This window comes from Serratia sp. PGPR-27, assembly GCF_022678525.1.
Taxonomy (GTDB): Bacteria; Pseudomonadota; Gammaproteobacteria; order Enterobacterales; family Enterobacteriaceae; genus Serratia; species Serratia nematodiphila.
On sequence record NZ_JALBYS010000002.1, the window covers coordinates 175,585 to 192,541 of the forward strand.

The following is a 16,957-nucleotide window of genomic DNA, read 5'->3' on the forward strand; positions in this document are numbered from 1 at the left end:
GACCTACCTCTTACTGCGCCTGCACCCGCAGCTCGGCTGCGGAACGGCTACGGTGACCCAACAGCGCTTTGACATCGCTGGACTTCGGTTTGACCAGGGCGAACTTCGGCGCCCACTCCGGCCAGTTGGCCAGGATCTCTTCCGCGCGGGAAGAGCCGGTCGCCTGCACGTGTTCGGTGATCAGGCCGCGCAGGTGCTCCTCATGGATCGCCAGCTGATCGACATCCAGCACTTCCACCAGCTCCGGGTTTACGCGCTTGCGGAACTCGCCGTCTTCGTCCAGCACGTAGGCGAAGCCGCCGGTCATGCCGGCACCGAAGTTGATGCCGGTTTTACCCAGCACGCAGACGATGCCGCCGGTCATGTATTCGCAGCCGTTGTCGCCGATGCCTTCCACCACGGTGATGGCGCCGGAGTTGCGCACCGCGAAGCGTTCGCCCGCGCGGCCGGCGGCGAACAGCTTGCCGCCGGTGGCGCCGTACAGGCAGGTGTTGCCGACGATGCTGGCTTCATGGCTGCGGAAGGCGGAGCCGATCGGCGGACGCACCGCGATGCTGCCGCCGGCCATGCCTTTGCCGACATAGTCGTTGGCGTCGCCGGTCAGGGTCAGCTCGACGCCACCGGCGTTCCAGACGCCGAAGCTCTGCCCGGCGGTGCCGGAGAAGTGCGCCTTGATCGGATCGCCTGCCATCCCCTGATCGCCGTGTACGTTGGCGATCGCGCCGGACAGCATGGCGCCCACGGAGCGGTCGGTGTTGCGAATGTCGAAGTAGAAGGTTTTACCCTGCTTCGCTTCGATGTACGGCTGCGCCTGCGCCAGCAACTCTTTGTTCAGCAGACCCTTGTCGAACGCCGGGTTGCTGCTTTCGGTACAGTACACCGCTTTGCCCGGATGCGGCGTGGCGGTTGTCAGCAACGGCGACAGATCCAGCTTGTTCTGCTTGGCGGAAATGCCGTCCAGCTCGGTCAGGAATTCGGTGCGGCCGATCAGATCCACCAGTTGGCTCACGCCCAGCTGGGCCATGATCTCGCGGGTCTCACGCGCGATAAACTGGAAGTAATTCGTCACGCGTTCCGGCAGGCCGTGGTAATGATCGCGGCGCAGCTTGTCGTCCTGAGTCGCAACGCCGGTCGCGCAGTTGTTGAGGTGGCAGATGCGCAGGTATTTGCAGCCCAGCGCCACCATCGGCCCGGTGCCGAAGCCGAAGCTTTCCGCGCCCAGGATCGCCGCTTTGACGATGTCCACGCCGGTTTTCAGGCCGCCGTCCACCTGCAGGCGGATCTTGTGGCGCAGGCCGTTGGCCACCAGCGCCTGCTGGGTTTCCACCAGGCCCAGTTCCCATGGGCAGCCGGCATATTTCACCGAGGACAGCGGGCTGGCGCCGGTGCCGCCGTCGTAACCGGCGATGGTGATCAGATCGGCATAGGCTTTCGCCACGCCGGTGGCGATGGTGCCAACGCCCGGCTCGGACACCAGTTTCACCGAGATCACCGCCTTCGGGTTGACCTGCTTCAGATCGAAGATCAGCTGCGCGAGATCTTCGATCGAGTAGATGTCGTGGTGCGGCGGCGGGGAGATCAGCGTCACGCCCGGCACCGAGTAACGCAGCCTGGCGATGTACGGGGTGACTTTGTCGCCCGGCAACTGGCCGCCTTCGCCCGGCTTGGCGCCTTGCGCCACCTTAATCTGGATCACGTCGGCGTTCACCAGGTAGGCCGGCGTGACGCCGAAGCGGCCGGAGGCCACCTGTTTGATGCGCGACACCTTGTTGGTGCGGTAGCGCGCCGGATCTTCGCCGCCTTCGCCGGAGTTGGAGAAGCCGCCGAGGCCGTTCATGGCGATCGCCAGCGACTCGTGCGCTTCCGGGCTCAACGCGCCGATCGACATCGCCGCGGTGTCGAAGCGTTTGAACAGCGACTCCGCCGGCTCGACCTGATCGACCGGGATCGGTTCACCTTTCGGCGTAATGGCCAGCAGATCGCGCAGCATGGCGACCGGCCGCTCGTTCACCAGCTTGGCGTAGGCCTGGTAGTCGCTGTACTCGCCGCTGTGCACCGCTTTTTGCAGCGAGTTCACCACGTCCGGGTTGTAGGCGTGGTATTCGCCGCCGTGCACGAACTTCAGCAGGCCGCCTTGCTCCAGCGGTTTGCGTTTCAGCCAGGCGCGCTTGGAGAGGTTCTGCAGATCCTGCTGGAAGTCGCTGAAGCTGGCGCCGCCGATGCGGCTGACCACGCCCTGGAAGCACAGGTCCGCCAGATCGCGGTGCAGGCCGACCGCTTCGAACAGCTTGGAACAGCGGTAAGAGGCGATGGTCGAGATGCCCATCTTGGACATGATCTTGTACAGGCCTTTGTTGATGCCGTTGCGGTAGTTCAGCATCACGTCGCGGTATTTCTTGTCGATCGCCTGGCTGTCCACCAGCTTGGCCAGGGTTTCATAGGCCAGATACGGGTAGATGGCGGTCGCGCCGAAGCCGAGCAGCACGGCGAAGTGGTGCGGATCGCGGGCGCTGGCGGTTTCAACGATCAGGTTGGCGTCGCAGCGCAGGCTTTTCTCCACCAGCCGGGTTTGCACGGCGCCAACGGCCATCGGGGCCGGTACCGGCAGGCGGCCGGGCGCGATGGCGCGGTCGGACAGCACCAACAGCACCGCGCCTTCGCGCACCTTGCGTTCCGCTTCGTCGCACAGGGCGCGAATGGTCTGCTCCAGATCCTGCTGTTGCGGGTCGAAGGTCAGATCGAGCGTCTCGGCGCGATAATATTCGCCTTCCAGCGTGGTGAGCTGTTTGAAATCGGAGTACAGCAGGATCGGCGATTTGAAGCTCAGGCGGTGCGCCTGGCCTTCGGCTTCGCAGAACACGTTCATTTCACGGCCGATGCTGGTGGCCAGCGACATGACGTGCGCTTCGCGCAGCGGATCGATCGGCGGGTTGGTGACCTGCGCGAACTGCTGGCGGAAATAGTCGTAAACGATGCGCGGCCGGCTGGAAAGCACGGCGAACGGGGTATCGTCGCCCATCGAGCCGGTGGCTTCCTGGCCAATTTCGCCCAGCACGCGGATCACCTGATCCAGCTCTTCGCTGCTGTAGCCGAACTGTTTCTGGTAGGTTTCGAGCTGCGCGTCGTCGAGCTCGCGGCTGCCGACCTGATCGTCCGGCAGATCTTCGAACGGCACCAGACGTTTGACGTTTTTCTCCATCCACTCTTTATACGGATGGCGGCTTTTCAGATCGTTGTCGGTTTCCGCCGAGTGCAGGATGCGGCCGCTGCGGGTGTCGATCACCATCAGCTCGCCGGGGCCGACGCGGCCTTTTTCCACCACTTCATCCGGCTGGTAATCCCAGATGCCGACTTCGGAGGCGCAGGTGATCAGCTTGTCTTTGGTGATCACATAGCGCGCCGGCCGCAGGCCGTTGCGATCGAGGTTACAGGCGGCGTAGCGGCCGTCGGACATCACGATGCCGGCCGGGCCGTCCCACGGCTCCATGTGCATCGAGTTGAAGTCGAAGAAGGCGCGCAGATCGCCGTCCATGTCCGGGTTGTTCTGCCAGGCCGGCGGCACCAGCAGGCGCATGGCGCGGATGAGATCCATCCCGCCCGCCAGCAGCAGCTCCAGCATGTTGTCCAGCGAGCTGGAGTCGGAGCCGGTTTCGTTGACGAACGGCGCGGCGGCCTGCAGATCCGGGATCAGCGGCGTTTGGAATTTATAGGTACGGGCGCGCGCCCACTGGCGGTTGCCGGTGATGGTGTTGATTTCGCCGTTGTGCGCCAGGTAGCGGAACGGCTGAGCCAGCGGCCAGCGCGGCACGGTGTTGGTGGAAAAGCGCTGGTGGAACAGGCAAATGGCCGATTCCAGGCGCAGGTCCGCCAGATCGAGATAGAAGCGCGGCAGATCCGCAGGCATGCACAGGCCTTTATAGATCGTCACCAGGTTGGAGAAGCTGCAGACGTAGAAACTGTCATCCTGCACCCGTTTCTCGATGCGGCGGCGCGCCACGAACAGGCGGCGCTCCATATCGCGCGGGCGCCAGCCGGCCGGGGCGTTAACGAAGATTTGCTCGATGCGCGGCAGGGAGGAGAGGGCGATTTCACCCAGCACGTCCGGGTTGGTCGGCACTTCACGCCAGCCGACGATCGATAGCGTTTCGTTTTGCAGCTCTTCTTCCACGATGCGGCGGCTGAGGCGCGCTTCCTCTTCATTCTGGCTGAGGAACATCATGCCGACGGCGTAGTTTTTGGCCAAACGCCAGCCGCGCTCTTCCGCCACCATGCGGAAGAAGCGATCGGGTTTTTGCAGCAACAGGCCGCAGCCGTCGCCGGTCTTGCCGTCGGCGAGGATCGCGCCGCGGTGCTGCATGCGGGCCAGCGCGTGAATGGCGGTGCGCACCACCTTGTGGCTAGGTTCGCCTTCTATGTGGGCGATCAGGCCGAAACCACAGTTGTCCCTCTCTTGGGATTTATCGTACAACATATCGTGAACCTCCCCAGGCTCTGCGTGACTCTCACAACCTACTGCGAGGGGGCTTCCCAATTTCAGGCAGAAGTCCAATCAGCAAGTTAACCCCGCCAATCTGCTTTTCCGCCCTCCATCAATGGCCTCTCGTGACGGTCTCACAAGTGGTATAGGACTTGTTTTAAGAGGGAGTCTTCAATTACTGCATAAATATGACGAGACGTTTGCCCGTCCAGAAAGCTTCCAGCGGACTTCCAACTTAGCGAGAAAGAATTCGCAGGTCAAATGTGGGCTTAAGATAGATTCTTATCGAATTGATGATGTTTATTTATTTGAAAAGTAAGTGTTTTAATGCATTTTTGCACTATCGTGGGGCAACGCCGATCCACTCAGAAGTGTGAGCTGTCTCACTATAGTGCAACCCCTTAATCTCTGCACCATGCTAGTGCGAGGGGTAATGCCAGAATTTTATTCTATAAAATATTGCTTGGCTGATGTTTATGACTATTTTTCACCGTGTTGTCATATTGCCGTTAACGGTTGCGTGACGATTAGAATAATTCATCAGAATTATAGTGAATTGATTTGCATTTATGATGAATAGTTATGCCTGGTGGCGCCTTGCGGGGAAAGCGTTGATCTCTGTCATCGCGGGAAAAGCCGTTTCTTATTAGCATCGCGGCTTTGAACACAGAGAACCACCAAGATTATGCAGTTGCCGCAATTAGTCAATATGTTTGGCGCGGATCTCCAGCGCCGCTATGGCGAAAAGATCCATAAACTCACGCTGCACGGCGGATTCGGCTGCCCTAACCGCGACGGCACGTTGGGGCGCGGCGGCTGTACGTTCTGCAACGTCGCCTCGTTCGCCGATGAGGCGATGCAGCGCCAGAGCATCGCCGAACAGCTGGCGCAGCAGGCCGCGCGGGCCGATCGGGCGCGGCGCTATCTGGCCTATTTCCAGGCCTATACCAGCACCTATGCGGAGGTTGAACGGCTGGAGGCGATGTATCGGCAGGCGTTGGCGCAGAGCGCCATGGTCGGCCTGTGCGTCGGCACCCGGCCGGACTGCGTGCCGGCCGCCGCGCTGGATCTGCTGACGGGATACCGCGAGCAAGGCTATGAGGTGTGGCTGGAGCTGGGGCTGCAGACGGCGCACGATAAAACACTGAAGCGCATCAACCGCGGCCATGATTTTCGCTGTTATCAGCAGACTGCGCGGCTGGCCCGGCAGCGCGGGCTGAAGGTGTGCTGCCATCTGATCGTCGGGCTGCCGGGAGAAACCCAGCGCGATCATCTGCTCACGCTGCAGCAGGTGACGGAGACCGGCGTCGACGGCATCAAGCTGCACCCGCTGCACGTCGTCACCGGCAGCACCCTGGCGCGGGCGTGGCAGGCCGGTCGGTTGCCCGAACTGGCGCTGGAAGATTACACCGTCAGCGCCGGGGAGATGATCCGCCATACGCCGGGGGAGGTGGTGTACCACCGCCTTTCCGCCAGCGCCCGCCGGCCGACGCTGCTGGCGCCGCTGTGGTGCGAAAACCGCTGGAGCGGCATGCAGGCGGTCGGCGCTTATCTGCAACGGCACGGCGGGCAGGGCAGCGCGCTGGATGAAAAGCGGCGCTACCGCCCTGGCATGCCGCTCTGAAGTGCAATCTTTGCCACACTTCGGCGTTTGCCGCCTTATCTCACCGCTGTTTTACGGTATGATTCAAAAGATTGTGTCTGATGGGAGCCGCTATGAAGCAAATCCGGGTGTTGGCCCAGTACTACGTTGATTTAATGGTGAAACTGGGGTTGGTGCGCTTCTCGCTGCTGCTGGCCTCGGCGCTGGTGGTGCTGGCGATGGTGGTGCAGATGGCGGTGACCATGCTGCTGCGCGGCGAAGTGGAAAGCATCGACGTGGTGCGTTCGATCTTCTTCGGCCTGTTGATCACCCCGTGGGCGGTCTATTTTCTCTCGGTGGTGGTGGAACAGTTGGAAGAGTCGCGCCAACGGCTGGCGCGGCTGGTGGACAAGCTGGAAGAGATGCGCCACCGCGATCTGGAGCTCAATCAGCAGCTCAAAGACAATATCAGCCAGCTGAATCAGGAGATCGCCGACCGTATCAAGGCGGAAGAAGAGCGCCTGCAGGTGATGGAAAAGCTGACGGAAGAGATGGAGCAGCGCGAGCAGGCGCAGATTGAGCTGGGCCAGCAATCGGCGCTGTTGCGTTCCTTCCTCGATGCCTCGCCGGATCTGGTCTACTACCGCAACGAAGACAAAGAATTTTCCGGCTGCAACCGCGCGATGGAGCTGTTGACCGGCAAGAGCGAGAAGCAATTGATCGGCCTGACGCCGTTCGACGTCTACGGCCAGGAGATCGCTGAAAAGGTCATTGAGACCGACGAGAAAGTGTTCCGCCACAACGTTTCGCTGACCTACGAACAGTGGCTGGTGTATCCCGACGGCCGCAAGGCCTGTTTCGAGCTGCGCAAGGTGCCGTTTTACGACCGGGTGGGTAAACGCCACGGGCTGATGGGCTTCGGCCGCGATATTACCGAGCGTAAGCGCTACCAGGACGCGCTGGAGAACGCCAGCAGGGAGAAGACTACCTTTATCTCCACCATCAGCCACGAGCTGCGTACGCCGCTTAACGGCATCGTCGGCCTGAGCCGCATTCTGCTCGATACTGAGCTGAACGACGAGCAGCTGAAATACCTGAAGACCATCCACGTCAGCGCCATCACCCTCGGCAATATCTTCAACGACATTATCGAAATGGACAAGCTCGAGCGGCGCAAGGTGCAGCTCGACAACCAGCCGGTGGACTTCACCGGTTTCCTGGCGGATTTGGAGAACCTCTCGGGCCTGCTGGCGCAGCCGAAAGGGCTGCAGTTCGTCATGGAGCCGCAGACGCCGCTGCCGCAGCAGATCGTGACCGACGGCACCCGCCTGCGGCAGATCCTGTGGAATCTGATCGGCAACGCGGTGAAATTTACCCAGCAGGGGCAAATTGTGGTGCGCGTGCGGCGCGAGGCGCAGGAGAAGCTGGTGTTCGAAGTGGAAGACTCGGGCATGGGCATCCCGCAGGACGAGCAGGACAAGATATTCGCCATGTATTATCAGGTGAAAGATCAGCGCGGCGGCCGCCCGGCCACCGGCACCGGCATCGGGCTGGCGGTCTCCAAGCGGCTGGCGCAGAGCATGGGCGGCGACATCACCGTGCGCAGCGAACAAGGGCACGGTTCTTGCTTTACCTTAACCATCAAGGCGCCGGCGGTGCAGGAAGCCGTCAGCGCGGCGCCGGAGGAAGAGGCGCTGCCGTTGCCGGCGCTGCACATCCTGCTGGTGGAAGATATCGAACTGAACGTGATCGTGGCGCGCTCGGTGCTGGAGAAGCTGGGCAACAGCGTCGACGTGGCGATGAACGGCCACGACGCGCTGGCGATGTTCGATCCGGACGAGTTCGATCTGGTGCTGCTGGACATCCAACTGCCGGACATGACCGGGCTGGACATCGCCCGGGCGCTGCGCGAGCGCTATGCCGGGCAGGCGCTGCCGCCGCTGGTGGCCCTGACCGCCAACGTGCTGAAAGACAAAAAAGAGTATCTCGAGGCGGGCATGGACGATGTGCTGAGCAAGCCGCTGTCGGTGCCGGCGCTGACCAAGGTCATCAAACACTATTGGGATCATCAACCTTCTCACACTTCAAAGAAAACGGAGCACAAGGCGATGCAGATTAATGAGTCGTTACTCGATACCGCGATGCTGGAACAGTACATGGATCTGGTTGGCCCGCAGCTGATCCACCAAAGTCTGGAGATGTTCGAACAGATGATGCCGGGCTATCTGGCGGTGCTGGACTCCAACATGACGGCGCGCGATCAGAAAGGCATCACTGAGGAAGGGCATAAGATCAAGGGCGCCGCCGGTTCGGTCGGTCTGCGCCATCTGCAGCAGCTGGCGCAGCAGATTCAAACGCCGACGCTGCCGGCCTGGTGGGATAACGTGCAGGATTGGGTGGATGAGCTGAAACAAGAGTGGCGCAACGACGTGCAGGTACTGCGGGCTTGGGTTGAGAACGCTGAAAAAAAATGACCCCGACCTAAGCCGGGGTGCGCGAATATTGCGCCAACACCAGGGAAATTGTGAACCTGCGTATTGGTTTCAGTGTTCTGGTCGAGCAGGTTGTTGCGAATTCCTAAACATCATACAGCCAACAACATAGCAAATGTAAGCGCTCTTGTTAGAAGATTCATTAAAATGTGTGATGTAGATTAGTGTTTGTCAACTCCGAGCACGAACCAGTTGACAGCAGCGACAGGAGTAAGAGTGATGAAAAAGGTGGGTGTAGTCCTCAGCGGCAGCGGCGTTTATGACGGTACGGAGATCCATGAAGCGGTGCTGACGCTGCTGGCGTTGGATCGTGCCGGCGCCCAGGCGGTGTGCTTGGCGCCTGATAAACCACAACGCCATGTTATTAATCACTTATCTGGTGAGGAGATGGCGGAGTCGCGCAATGTTCTGATTGAATCGGCGCGCATTGCCCGCGGTGCGGTGCAGCCGCTGGCGCTGGCGGAGGCCGCGCAGCTGGATGCGCTGATCGTGCCCGGCGGCTTTGGCGCCGCCAAGAACCTCAGCAATTTCGCCGAAGCCGGCGCGGAATGTTGGGTCGATGAAGATTTGGCGCGCCTGACGCGCGAGATGCATAAGGCCAACAAACCAATTGGCCTGATGTGCATCGCGCCGGCGCTGTTGCCGAAACTGCTGGATCAACAAGCGCGGCTGACCATTGGCAACGATCCGGATCTGGGGGAAGTGATTGACGCCATGGGCGGCGAACCGGTGATTTGCCCGGTGGACGACATCGTGGTGGACAGCGAACATAAGATCGTGACCACGCCGGCCTATATGCTGGCGCCGTCTATCGCGCAGGCGGCCCTGGGCATCGATAAGCTGGTGGCGCGGGTGCTGGAACTGGCTGAATGAGAAAATCGCTCGTCGGATGGCGGCGGCTGCGCCCGTGGTATTGGCTGAAGCGCGGCGTCATCGCGATTATCGGCCTGTGGGCGTTGGGCATTGTGCTCTTCGCCTTCCTGCCGGTGCCGTTTTCCGCCGTGATGGTGGAACGGCAGGTCAGCGCCTGGCTGAGCGGCGACTTCGGCTATGTCGCCCATTCGGACTGGGTGTCGATGGACGACATCTCGCCGCAAATGGCGCTGGCGGTGATGGCGGCGGAAGATCAGAAGTTTCCAGACCATTGGGGCTTCGACGTGGCGGCCATTGAAAAGGCGCTCAGCCACAATGAGAAGCGCCCGACGCGCATCCGTGGCGCGTCCACGCTGTCGCAGCAAACCGCCAAGAACCTGTTTTTGTGGGATGGCCGCAGCTGGCTGCGCAAAGGATTGGAGGCCGGGCTGACGTCCGGCATCGAATTGGTGTGGACCAAGCGGCGCATTCTGACGGTGTATCTGAACATCGTCGAGTTCGGCGATGGGGTATTCGGCGTGGAAGAGGCTTCACAGCGCTTTTTCCATAAGCCGGCCAAGCGCCTGAGCGCGGCCGAAGCGGCGCTGCTGGCGGCGGTATTGCCGAATCCGCATCGCTTTAGGGCCGATGCGCCGTCCGGCTATGTGGTGCAGCGTCAACAGTGGATCATGCGGCAGATGCGGCAACTGGGCGGGGAAGCGTTTTTACGCGAGAACAAGCTGGATTAAACGGGCGGGAACGGCACGGTGCCGCTCCCGCCAGGCGGATTATTTCACGTAGGTAAAGGCGGTCGTGACGTGCTTCACGCCGCTGACCTGGCTGGCGATCTGCGCCGCCGACTGCCCTTCCTGCTGCGTGACCAGGCCCAGCAAGAACACTTCGCCGTTTTCGGTGGTGACCTTCACGTTGGACGATTTCACCGTATCGCTGGTGAGCAGCTGCGAACGCACCTTGGTGGTGATCCAGGTGTCGGAGGACGCGGTGCTCAGGCTGACCGGCGTGCCCTGACGGATTTCGTTATACACTTCGGTCGTGCCTTCCACGCCCATGGCGATCTGCTTGGCGCGCGCGGTAAGATCGGCGTTAGGCGACTGGCCGGTCAACAGCACTTTGCCCTGATAGGCGGTGGCGACCACCCGGGCATCTTTCTTCAACTGCTGGTCTTTGCTCAGGGCGCTTTCGACCCTGGCTTCCAGCGTGCCGTCATCCACCTGGGTCCCTACGCTGCGCGGGTCGGTGGCGGTTTTGGTGGCGACGGCCGCACTGCCGACGACGACGCCGGCGATACAGCCTTGCAACAGCAGGGCGCTGGACAGCACTGCAAATGTGGCTTTTAGCTTCATCTCAGTTCCTTAATCGTCCTGGTGGGGGAATAACGTATTGTCTATCAGGTCGCACAGGCAGTTTACGGTCAGCATATGCATTTCCTGAATGCGCGAGCTGCGGTGCGACGGGATGCGGATTTCGACATCCTGCTGGCCGAGCAGCCCGGCCAGCTCGCCGCCGTCGTAGCCGGTAAGTGCGACGATGGTCATATCGCGCGTCACGGCCGCCTCGACCGCCTTCACAATATCACGGCTGTTGCCGCGGGTGGAAATCGCCAGCAGCACGTCGCCGGTGTGCCCGAGCGCACGCACCTGCTTGGCGTACACTTCGTCGTGCAGCCGATCGTTGCTGATTGCCGTCAGCACCACGTTGTCGGCGTTGAGAGCGATGGCCGGCAGGCTGGGGCGCTCGGTTTCAAAACGGTTGATCATGCTGGCGGCGAAGTGCTGCGCGTTGGCCGCCGAGGTGCCGTTGCCGCAGCACAGGATTTTGTTGCCGTTGAGTAAGGATTGAACCAGCGTCATCGCAGCGCGGGAAATGGCGTCCGGCAGTGCTTCCGCCGCCGCGATCTGGGTTTGGATGCTTTCGGTGAAACAGACTTTAATTCTATCCAGCACGTTGTATTAATCCACTAAGTCAAAGGGCCGGTCTGCGCCGCAAAACCCCGATTAATCCGCATTGAAGGCGTTGGGTATCCATTCTAACTGGCTACCGGTAATGGCCAAAACATCAAAACGGCAAGATGATGTGTCAAAACTGGCTCCGCGCCCCGCCAGCCAGACGGCGGCGGCGTGCAGCAACCGCTGTTGTTTGCGAAAGGTGACGCTGGCGGCCGCGCCGCCGAAGGCGTCGTTGCGGCGGTAGCGCACTTCGACGAACACCCAGGTGGTGCCGTCGCGCATGATGAGGTCGAGCTCACCGCCGCGCACCGCGACATTGGCGGCGCAGAAGGTGAGCCCGGCGTGTTCCAGGTGACGGCGGGCCAGTAACTCATAGCCCGCCCCTGAGGCGCGTGGGTTCAAGAGACTGGAACGACCGTACCCTGACGGTATTGCAACCAAGGCAGCTTACGGTTGATCACGCAGTTCGGCGACGCGCTCAGCGTGCCGGTGGTGCCGGAAACCTGGAAGCCCGGCAGCTGGCGCATTTCAGCAAAGTGGTTGGCCAATGTCCAGGCATCCATCCCCATCGCATACAGGCGCACCAGCGAGTAGTCGTTGCGGAAACGCGCGCTGGCCTGCTGCAGCAGCTGAGGGTTTGAGCCGGCAAGCAGCGGGATATCGCTGAACTGCAGGCCTTCCATTTCCAGACGGAAGTCCGGGCCGGCGCCGGCCTGGTAGCTGCGCGAGCTGGCGTACATCGCCGGCTTGCCGCGCGAGCTGGTGGCCATGTCGATCATCGGTTTGATCAGCGTCAGCTGAGACTGCGTGGCGACGATGTACACCGCGTCGACGCTGCCGCCGGTGGCGGCGGGCACGTCGCTCGGCGGCGCAGGAATGGTCAGCCCGGCGATGGTGACGCTCTGCGGCGCCGGGGCGCTCGACATCGGCGTACCGGTCATGCGGATGCCGCCGCTGTTCACCATTTGGCGCAGCTCGCCGGCGGAGCCGATGTCCTGTCGCAGCACGGTTTGCCCGCCTTGCTTCTGCCATTCCTGGTTAAAGGCCCTGGCGACGCGATCGCCGAAGGCGCCGCGCGGCACCAGCAGCAGCGGTTGACGCTTCTGCTGTTCCCAGATGTGGCGGGCGGCGTCGCGGGCTTCATCTTCCGGCGACAGGGCGAAGTAACAGATGTTCAGGTTGTCCTTCGGCGTTTCCGGCTGGTTAAGCGCCAGCACGTTCAGCGTGGTGGTGCTGGCGGACAACTGATCGACGTTCTCTTTCAGCAGTGGGCCGACCACAAGGGTGGCGCCATCCTGCTGCGCCTGGCTCAGCAAGGCGGCCAGCGGCTGGCTGGTGGTGTCGTACACTTTGACCTGCGCGTTGGCGGCCTGCAGCGGCGTTATCGGCGCGCTGGACGGCGCAGCGGGTTGCGCGGCGGTGACGGCAGGCTGGCTCTCTTGGGCCGAAGGGCTGACCGCGCCGTTGGCGTTGATGTCACCCGTAGCGGCCTGATCGGCAGGCGCCGTTTGAGCCGGCGTGCTGGCCGGTTGCGCGGCTTGAGGCTGCGGCGCCGGCATGGAACCGCCGTTTTTCGCCGCTTCGAAGCCTTGCTGGATGGCGTCGGCGAACACTTTCGCCTGGCCATTCAACGGCAGCAGCAGGGCGATTTTCGAGGTGGAGGCCTGGGTGAAGTTCAGCACCTGATTCAGGCGAGCCGGCAGCGTTTTGGCCGCCGGGTTCTTCGGATAACGGTTCTGCCAGTCTTTGATGCCGGCCTTCAGCAGATCGGGATCCTGCTTGTTGTCCTGATAAACGCGCAGCAGATCCAGCCAGCCTTGCAGCACGTTCTCGTCGGCGTTGATCACCAGGCTGTTCATCTCCTGCGGCGTCAGCTGCAGCAGCGCCTGCCAGGTTTGATCCAGGTTGTCCTGGTGCGCCTTGCCGGTCAGCAGCGGCTCCTGAGCGATATAGGCGCGGATCAGCGGCAGCGACGCTTTGCCCTGATTGGCGGCGATCTGCGCCTGGTAATAGCGCACCTTCTGATTCGGCGACAGCGCGCCGCTGTCCAGGTGGCCCAGCGTGCTGCGGGCGCTGACGTAGCTCTTGTTGGCGATCTGCAGTTCGGCGGTCAGCAATTGGCGTTCGGTCTGCTGCGCGCCGCTAAGGTTTTTCGGCAGTTGGTTCAACTGGTCGCCGGCCTGCGGCAGTTTTCCTTCACGCAGCAAGGCGCGAATAGCAAGTAATTGCCAGTCAGCCTTGTTATCATCGCTGCTTTGCTGCAACTGCTGCAGGTAGTAATCGGAGCTGGCGCTCGCTTCGTCCTGTATATTGGCGGGCGGCGTTTGCGGGGCCCGACTCGGACAGCCTGCCAGGAAAAGGGCGGCGGCGATGACTGCGGTCAGTCGGACAGGCTTGGAACGCCCTGCTTTGGTACGAACGAATGTTGAGGAAAGCATACTGTATCCAGTGATGTTTTTTTCAAGATGCTCAATATTAAATCGGCAACCCGGATGAAACAATGAATCAACACCAACAATCAGTCATTTCTGCATCAACGCTGTATGTGGTGCCCACCCCCATCGGCAATCTGGGCGATATTACCCACCGTGCGTTAGAGGTACTGAAAAGCGTTGATCTGATCGCGGCGGAAGATACGCGCCATACCGGATTGCTGTTGCAACACTTCGCGATCAACGCGCGTCTGTTCGCGCTGCACGACCACAACGAACAGCAAAAGGCCGAGCAGCTGCTGGCGAAACTGCAGGAAGGCCAAAGCATTGCGCTGGTTTCCGACGCCGGCACGCCGCTGATCAACGATCCCGGTTATCACCTGGTGCGCCGCTGCCGCGAGGCCGGCATTCGCGTGGTGCCGCTGCCGGGCGCCTGCGCCGCCACTACCGCGCTGTGCGCCGCGGGCGTCGCTTCCGACCGTTTCTGCTACGAAGGTTTCCTGCCGGCGAAAACCAAGGGGCGCAAGGATACGCTGATGGCGCTGGCGGAGGAACCGCGCACGCTGATTTTCTACGAATCCACCCATCGTCTGCTGGAAAGCCTGCAGGACATGGTCACCGTCTGGGGCCCGCAGCGCTATGTGGTGCTGGCGCGCGAGCTGACCAAAACCTGGGAATCCATCCACGGCGCGCCGGTGGGCGAGCTGCTGGCGTGGGTGCAGGAAGATGAAGTGCGCCGCCGCGGTGAGATGGTGCTGATCGTCGAAGGCCACAAGGCGCAGGAGGATGCGCTGCCGCTCGAGGCGCTGCGCACGCTGGCGCTGCTGCAAAAAGAGCTGCCGCTGAAAAAGGCGGCGGCGCTGGCGGCGGAAATCCACGGCGTGAAGAAAAATGCGCTGTATAAGCACGCGCTGGAGCAACAACAGCCGTAAAGCGGTTGACCTGCCGCCGCCGCGACGCTACTATCCGCGCCGGAGTTGACCAGACAGTCGCCGCTTCATTGCCGTCCTCTTCGGGGAGACAGATGGAGGGGAGGAAAGTCCGGGCTCCATAGGGCAGGGTGCCAGGTAACGCCTGGGAGGCGCAAGCCTACGACTAGTGCAACAGAGAGCAAACCGCCGATGGCTCGCGCAAGCGGGATCAGGTAAGGGTGAAAGGGTGCGGTAAGAGCGCACCGCGCGGCTGGCAACAGTTCGTGGCACGGTAAACTCCACCCGGAGCAAGGCCAAATAGGGGTTCACATGGTACGGCCCGTACTGAACCCGGGTAGGCTGCTTGAGCCAGTGAGCGATTGCTGGCCTAGAGGAATGACTGTCCACGACAGAACCCGGCTTACCGGTCAACTCCCTCGACAAAAGAAAACCCCGCGCAACGCCTGTTGCGCGGGGTTTTTCGTTTTTCGGCCGGCTTACACCGGCAGGTCAATCAGCAGCGCGCGCAGCGGCGTTTCGGCGCGGATCGTCAGGCGGTTTTCCTCACGCACGAAGGCGCCGTCGCCGCAGGTCAGGCGTTGCGCTTCGTGGCGCTCGCCGGTAGCGGCGATGGTGCCGTGAATCGACTGCAAATAGGCGCGCGGCCCGTTAATCGTCAGCGTTTGTTCTTCGCCCGGCTGCAGATCGAGATGGTGGATCCAAACCTGCTGACGCAGCTGCAGGCTGCCCTGCGCGCCGTCCGGCGAGGCCAGCAGCAGGTTGCCTGCCGCCGGCAGCGCCAGGCGCTGCACCCGCTCGTTGTTGCGTTCCGGGCAGGCGTCCAGCCACAGCTGCAGGCGGGTCAGCGGCGTATCGCTGCTGACGTTCTGTTCGCTGTAACTCAGGCCCGGCTGGGTGGCCAACAGCAGCGCTTCGCCGGCTTTGGCGCGCGCGGTGTTGCCGTCGCTGTCGCGGTATTCCGCCTCGCCCTGCAGGATCAGGTTCAGGATATCCACGCTGGGATAGGTGCGCGGCTGGAACGACGCGCCCGGTGCCAGCACCTCCTGATTCAGCACCCGCAGCGACGCGTAGCCCATCAGTTTGGGATCGAAGTAGTGACCAAAGGAAAAGGTGTAGCGAGCCTGCAGCCAACCAAAGTCAGCTTGCCCGCATTGTTGTGCTGTTCTGCATGTAATCATGGCAATCGGCTCTCTAAATTCATTATCCAAATGGTAAGCATCTGGACGTCGGATTGTTAGCCAGTTAATCTGGTCGGCATATTCAAATTTCCTGACAGAGGGATGTGATGGCCAGAGATCGGGCGCTCACGCTTGAGGCGCTGAGAGTGATGGACGCGATCGACCGGCGTGGCAGTTTCGCCGCGGCCGCCGACGAATTGGGCCGGGTGCCGTCGGCGCTCAGCTACACCATGCAAAAATTGGAAGAAGAATTGGACGTGGTGCTGTTCGACCGTTCGGGCCACCGCACCAAGTTCACCAACGTCGGGCGCATGTTGCTGGAGCGCGGGCGGGTGCTGCTGGAAGCGGCAGACAAGCTGACCACCGACGCCGAAGCGCTGGCGCGCGGTTGGGAAACCCACCTGACCATCGTCAGCGAAGCGTTATCACCGCCGAGCCTGCTGTTCCCGCTGGTCGACAAGCTGGCGCTGAAGGCCAATACCCAGGTGTCGATTTTCACCGAAGTGTTGGCGGGCGCCTGGGAGCGGTTGGAGCAGGGGCGCGCTGACATCGTGATCGCACCGGATATGCATTTCCGCGCATCCTCGGAGATCAACACCCGCAAACTGTACAAGGTGATGAGCGTTTATGTCGCCGCGCCGGATCACCCGATCCATCAGGAACCGGAGCCGTTGTCCGAGGTGACCCGCGTGAAGTACCGCGGCATCGCCGTGGCGGATACCGCCCGCGAGCGCCCGGTGTTGACCGTTCAGCTGCTGGATAAACAACAGCGTCTGACGGTGAGCACCATTGAAGACAAGCGTCTGGCGCTGCTGGCCGGGTTGGGGGTGGCGACCATGCCGTACCCGATGGTGGAGAAAGATATCGAAGCCGGGCGGCTGCGGGTGGTGGGGCCGGAATACAGCCGCGAAGCCGATATCATCATGGCCTGGCGGCGCGACAGCATGGGGGAGGCGAAAGCCTGGTTCCTACGCGAAATTCCTCGCCTGTTCGCACAGCGTTAACGTTCGTTGAATGACATCCCCTTGCCGGGTGGCAAGGGGAT

At 61.8% G+C, this 16,957-nt stretch carries 12 protein-coding genes and 1 other RNA gene; 7 read left to right on the top strand and 6 right to left on the bottom strand.

All coding sequences use genetic code 11. The annotated features are described in order from the left end of the window. Positions 1-10: 10 nt before the first annotated feature. Positions 11-4,471: a glutamate synthase large subunit gene (gltB, locus tag MMS95_RS02180; RefSeq protein WP_015379169.1), complete on the bottom strand. Its 4,461-nt coding sequence runs from the start codon at positions 4,469-4,471 to the stop codon at positions 11-13. Positions 4,472-5,162: 691 nt separating this feature from the next. On the opposite strand from gltB, the gene MMS95_RS02185 reads away from it, so the two are divergent. The 4 genes from MMS95_RS02185 (at position 5,163) to mtgA (ending at position 10,152) form a co-directional block, all read left to right on the top strand. Beyond that, positions 5,163-6,101 carry a TIGR01212 family radical SAM protein gene (locus MMS95_RS02185; protein ID WP_088381943.1) on the top strand — a complete coding sequence of 313 codons (939 nt, stop codon included), beginning with the start codon at positions 5,163-5,165 and terminating at the stop codon, positions 6,099-6,101. A 92-nt stretch (positions 6,102-6,193) separates the two neighbouring features. Then, a complete protein-coding gene (gene arcB / locus MMS95_RS02190) occupies positions 6,194-8,533 on the top strand; it encodes an aerobic respiration two-component sensor histidine kinase ArcB (protein WP_015379167.1) in 2,340 nt (779 codons plus the stop codon). A 237-nt stretch (positions 8,534-8,770) separates the two neighbouring features. Next, entirely contained in the window at positions 8,771-9,424 is a 654-nt protein-coding gene (gene elbB, locus MMS95_RS02195; RefSeq protein WP_015379166.1) for an isoprenoid biosynthesis glyoxalase ElbB, read from the top strand. After that, complete coding sequence (mtgA, locus tag MMS95_RS02200) at positions 9,421-10,152, top strand: monofunctional biosynthetic peptidoglycan transglycosylase (RefSeq protein ID WP_015379165.1); 732 nt, start codon at positions 9,421-9,423, stop codon at positions 10,150-10,152. The genes elbB and mtgA overlap by 4 nt, the downstream gene beginning before the upstream one ends. Positions 10,153-10,191: 39 nt before the next feature. Here mtgA and dolP read toward each other — a convergent pair whose 3' ends face one another. Genes dolP through MMS95_RS02220 form a run of 4 tightly spaced genes read right to left on the bottom strand, consistent with a single transcriptional unit; the run spans position 10,192 to position 13,808 of the window. Next, positions 10,192-10,767 carry a division/outer membrane stress-associated lipid-binding lipoprotein gene (gene dolP, locus MMS95_RS02205; RefSeq protein WP_004937101.1) on the bottom strand — a complete coding sequence of 192 codons (576 nt, stop codon included), beginning with the start codon at positions 10,765-10,767 and terminating at the stop codon, positions 10,192-10,194. A 9-nt stretch (positions 10,768-10,776) separates the two neighbouring features. Beyond that, complete coding sequence (gene diaA / locus MMS95_RS02210) at positions 10,777-11,367, bottom strand: DnaA initiator-associating protein DiaA (protein WP_004937103.1); 591 nt, start codon at positions 11,365-11,367, stop codon at positions 10,777-10,779. A gap of 51 nt (positions 11,368-11,418) precedes the next feature. After that, positions 11,419-11,772, bottom strand: a complete 354-nt coding sequence (locus MMS95_RS02215; protein WP_015379164.1) for a YraN family protein — start codon at positions 11,770-11,772, stop codon at positions 11,419-11,421. After that, entirely contained in the window at positions 11,769-13,808 is a 2,040-nt protein-coding gene (locus MMS95_RS02220; RefSeq protein WP_015379163.1) for a penicillin-binding protein activator, read from the bottom strand. Before MMS95_RS02220 ends, MMS95_RS02215 begins: the two co-directional genes overlap by 4 nt. Before the next feature lie 62 nt (positions 13,809-13,870). Between MMS95_RS02220 and rsmI the strand changes: the two genes are divergently transcribed. Both rsmI and rnpB read left to right on the top strand, forming a co-directional pair. Then, on the top strand, positions 13,871-14,734 hold the full coding sequence (gene rsmI / locus MMS95_RS02225; RefSeq protein WP_015379162.1) for a 16S rRNA (cytidine(1402)-2'-O)-methyltransferase: 864 nt from the start codon (positions 13,871-13,873) through the stop codon (positions 14,732-14,734). 41 nt (positions 14,735-14,775) lie between these two features. After that, positions 14,776-15,153, top strand: an RNA gene (gene rnpB, locus MMS95_RS02230) — RNase P RNA component class A. Between the two features lie 57 nt (positions 15,154-15,210). Here rnpB and MMS95_RS02235 read toward each other — a convergent pair. After that, positions 15,211-15,912 carry a pirin family protein gene (locus MMS95_RS02235; RefSeq protein ID WP_004937111.1) on the bottom strand — a complete coding sequence of 234 codons (702 nt, stop codon included), beginning with the start codon at positions 15,910-15,912 and terminating at the stop codon, positions 15,211-15,213. Between the two features lie 107 nt (positions 15,913-16,019). Here MMS95_RS02235 and MMS95_RS02240 point away from each other — a divergent pair, with 107 nt between their 5' ends. Beyond that, positions 16,020-16,916: a LysR family transcriptional regulator gene (locus MMS95_RS02240; RefSeq protein ID WP_004937113.1), complete on the top strand. Its 897-nt coding sequence runs from the start codon at positions 16,020-16,022 to the stop codon at positions 16,914-16,916. The last annotated feature ends 41 nt before the right edge of the window (positions 16,917-16,957 follow it).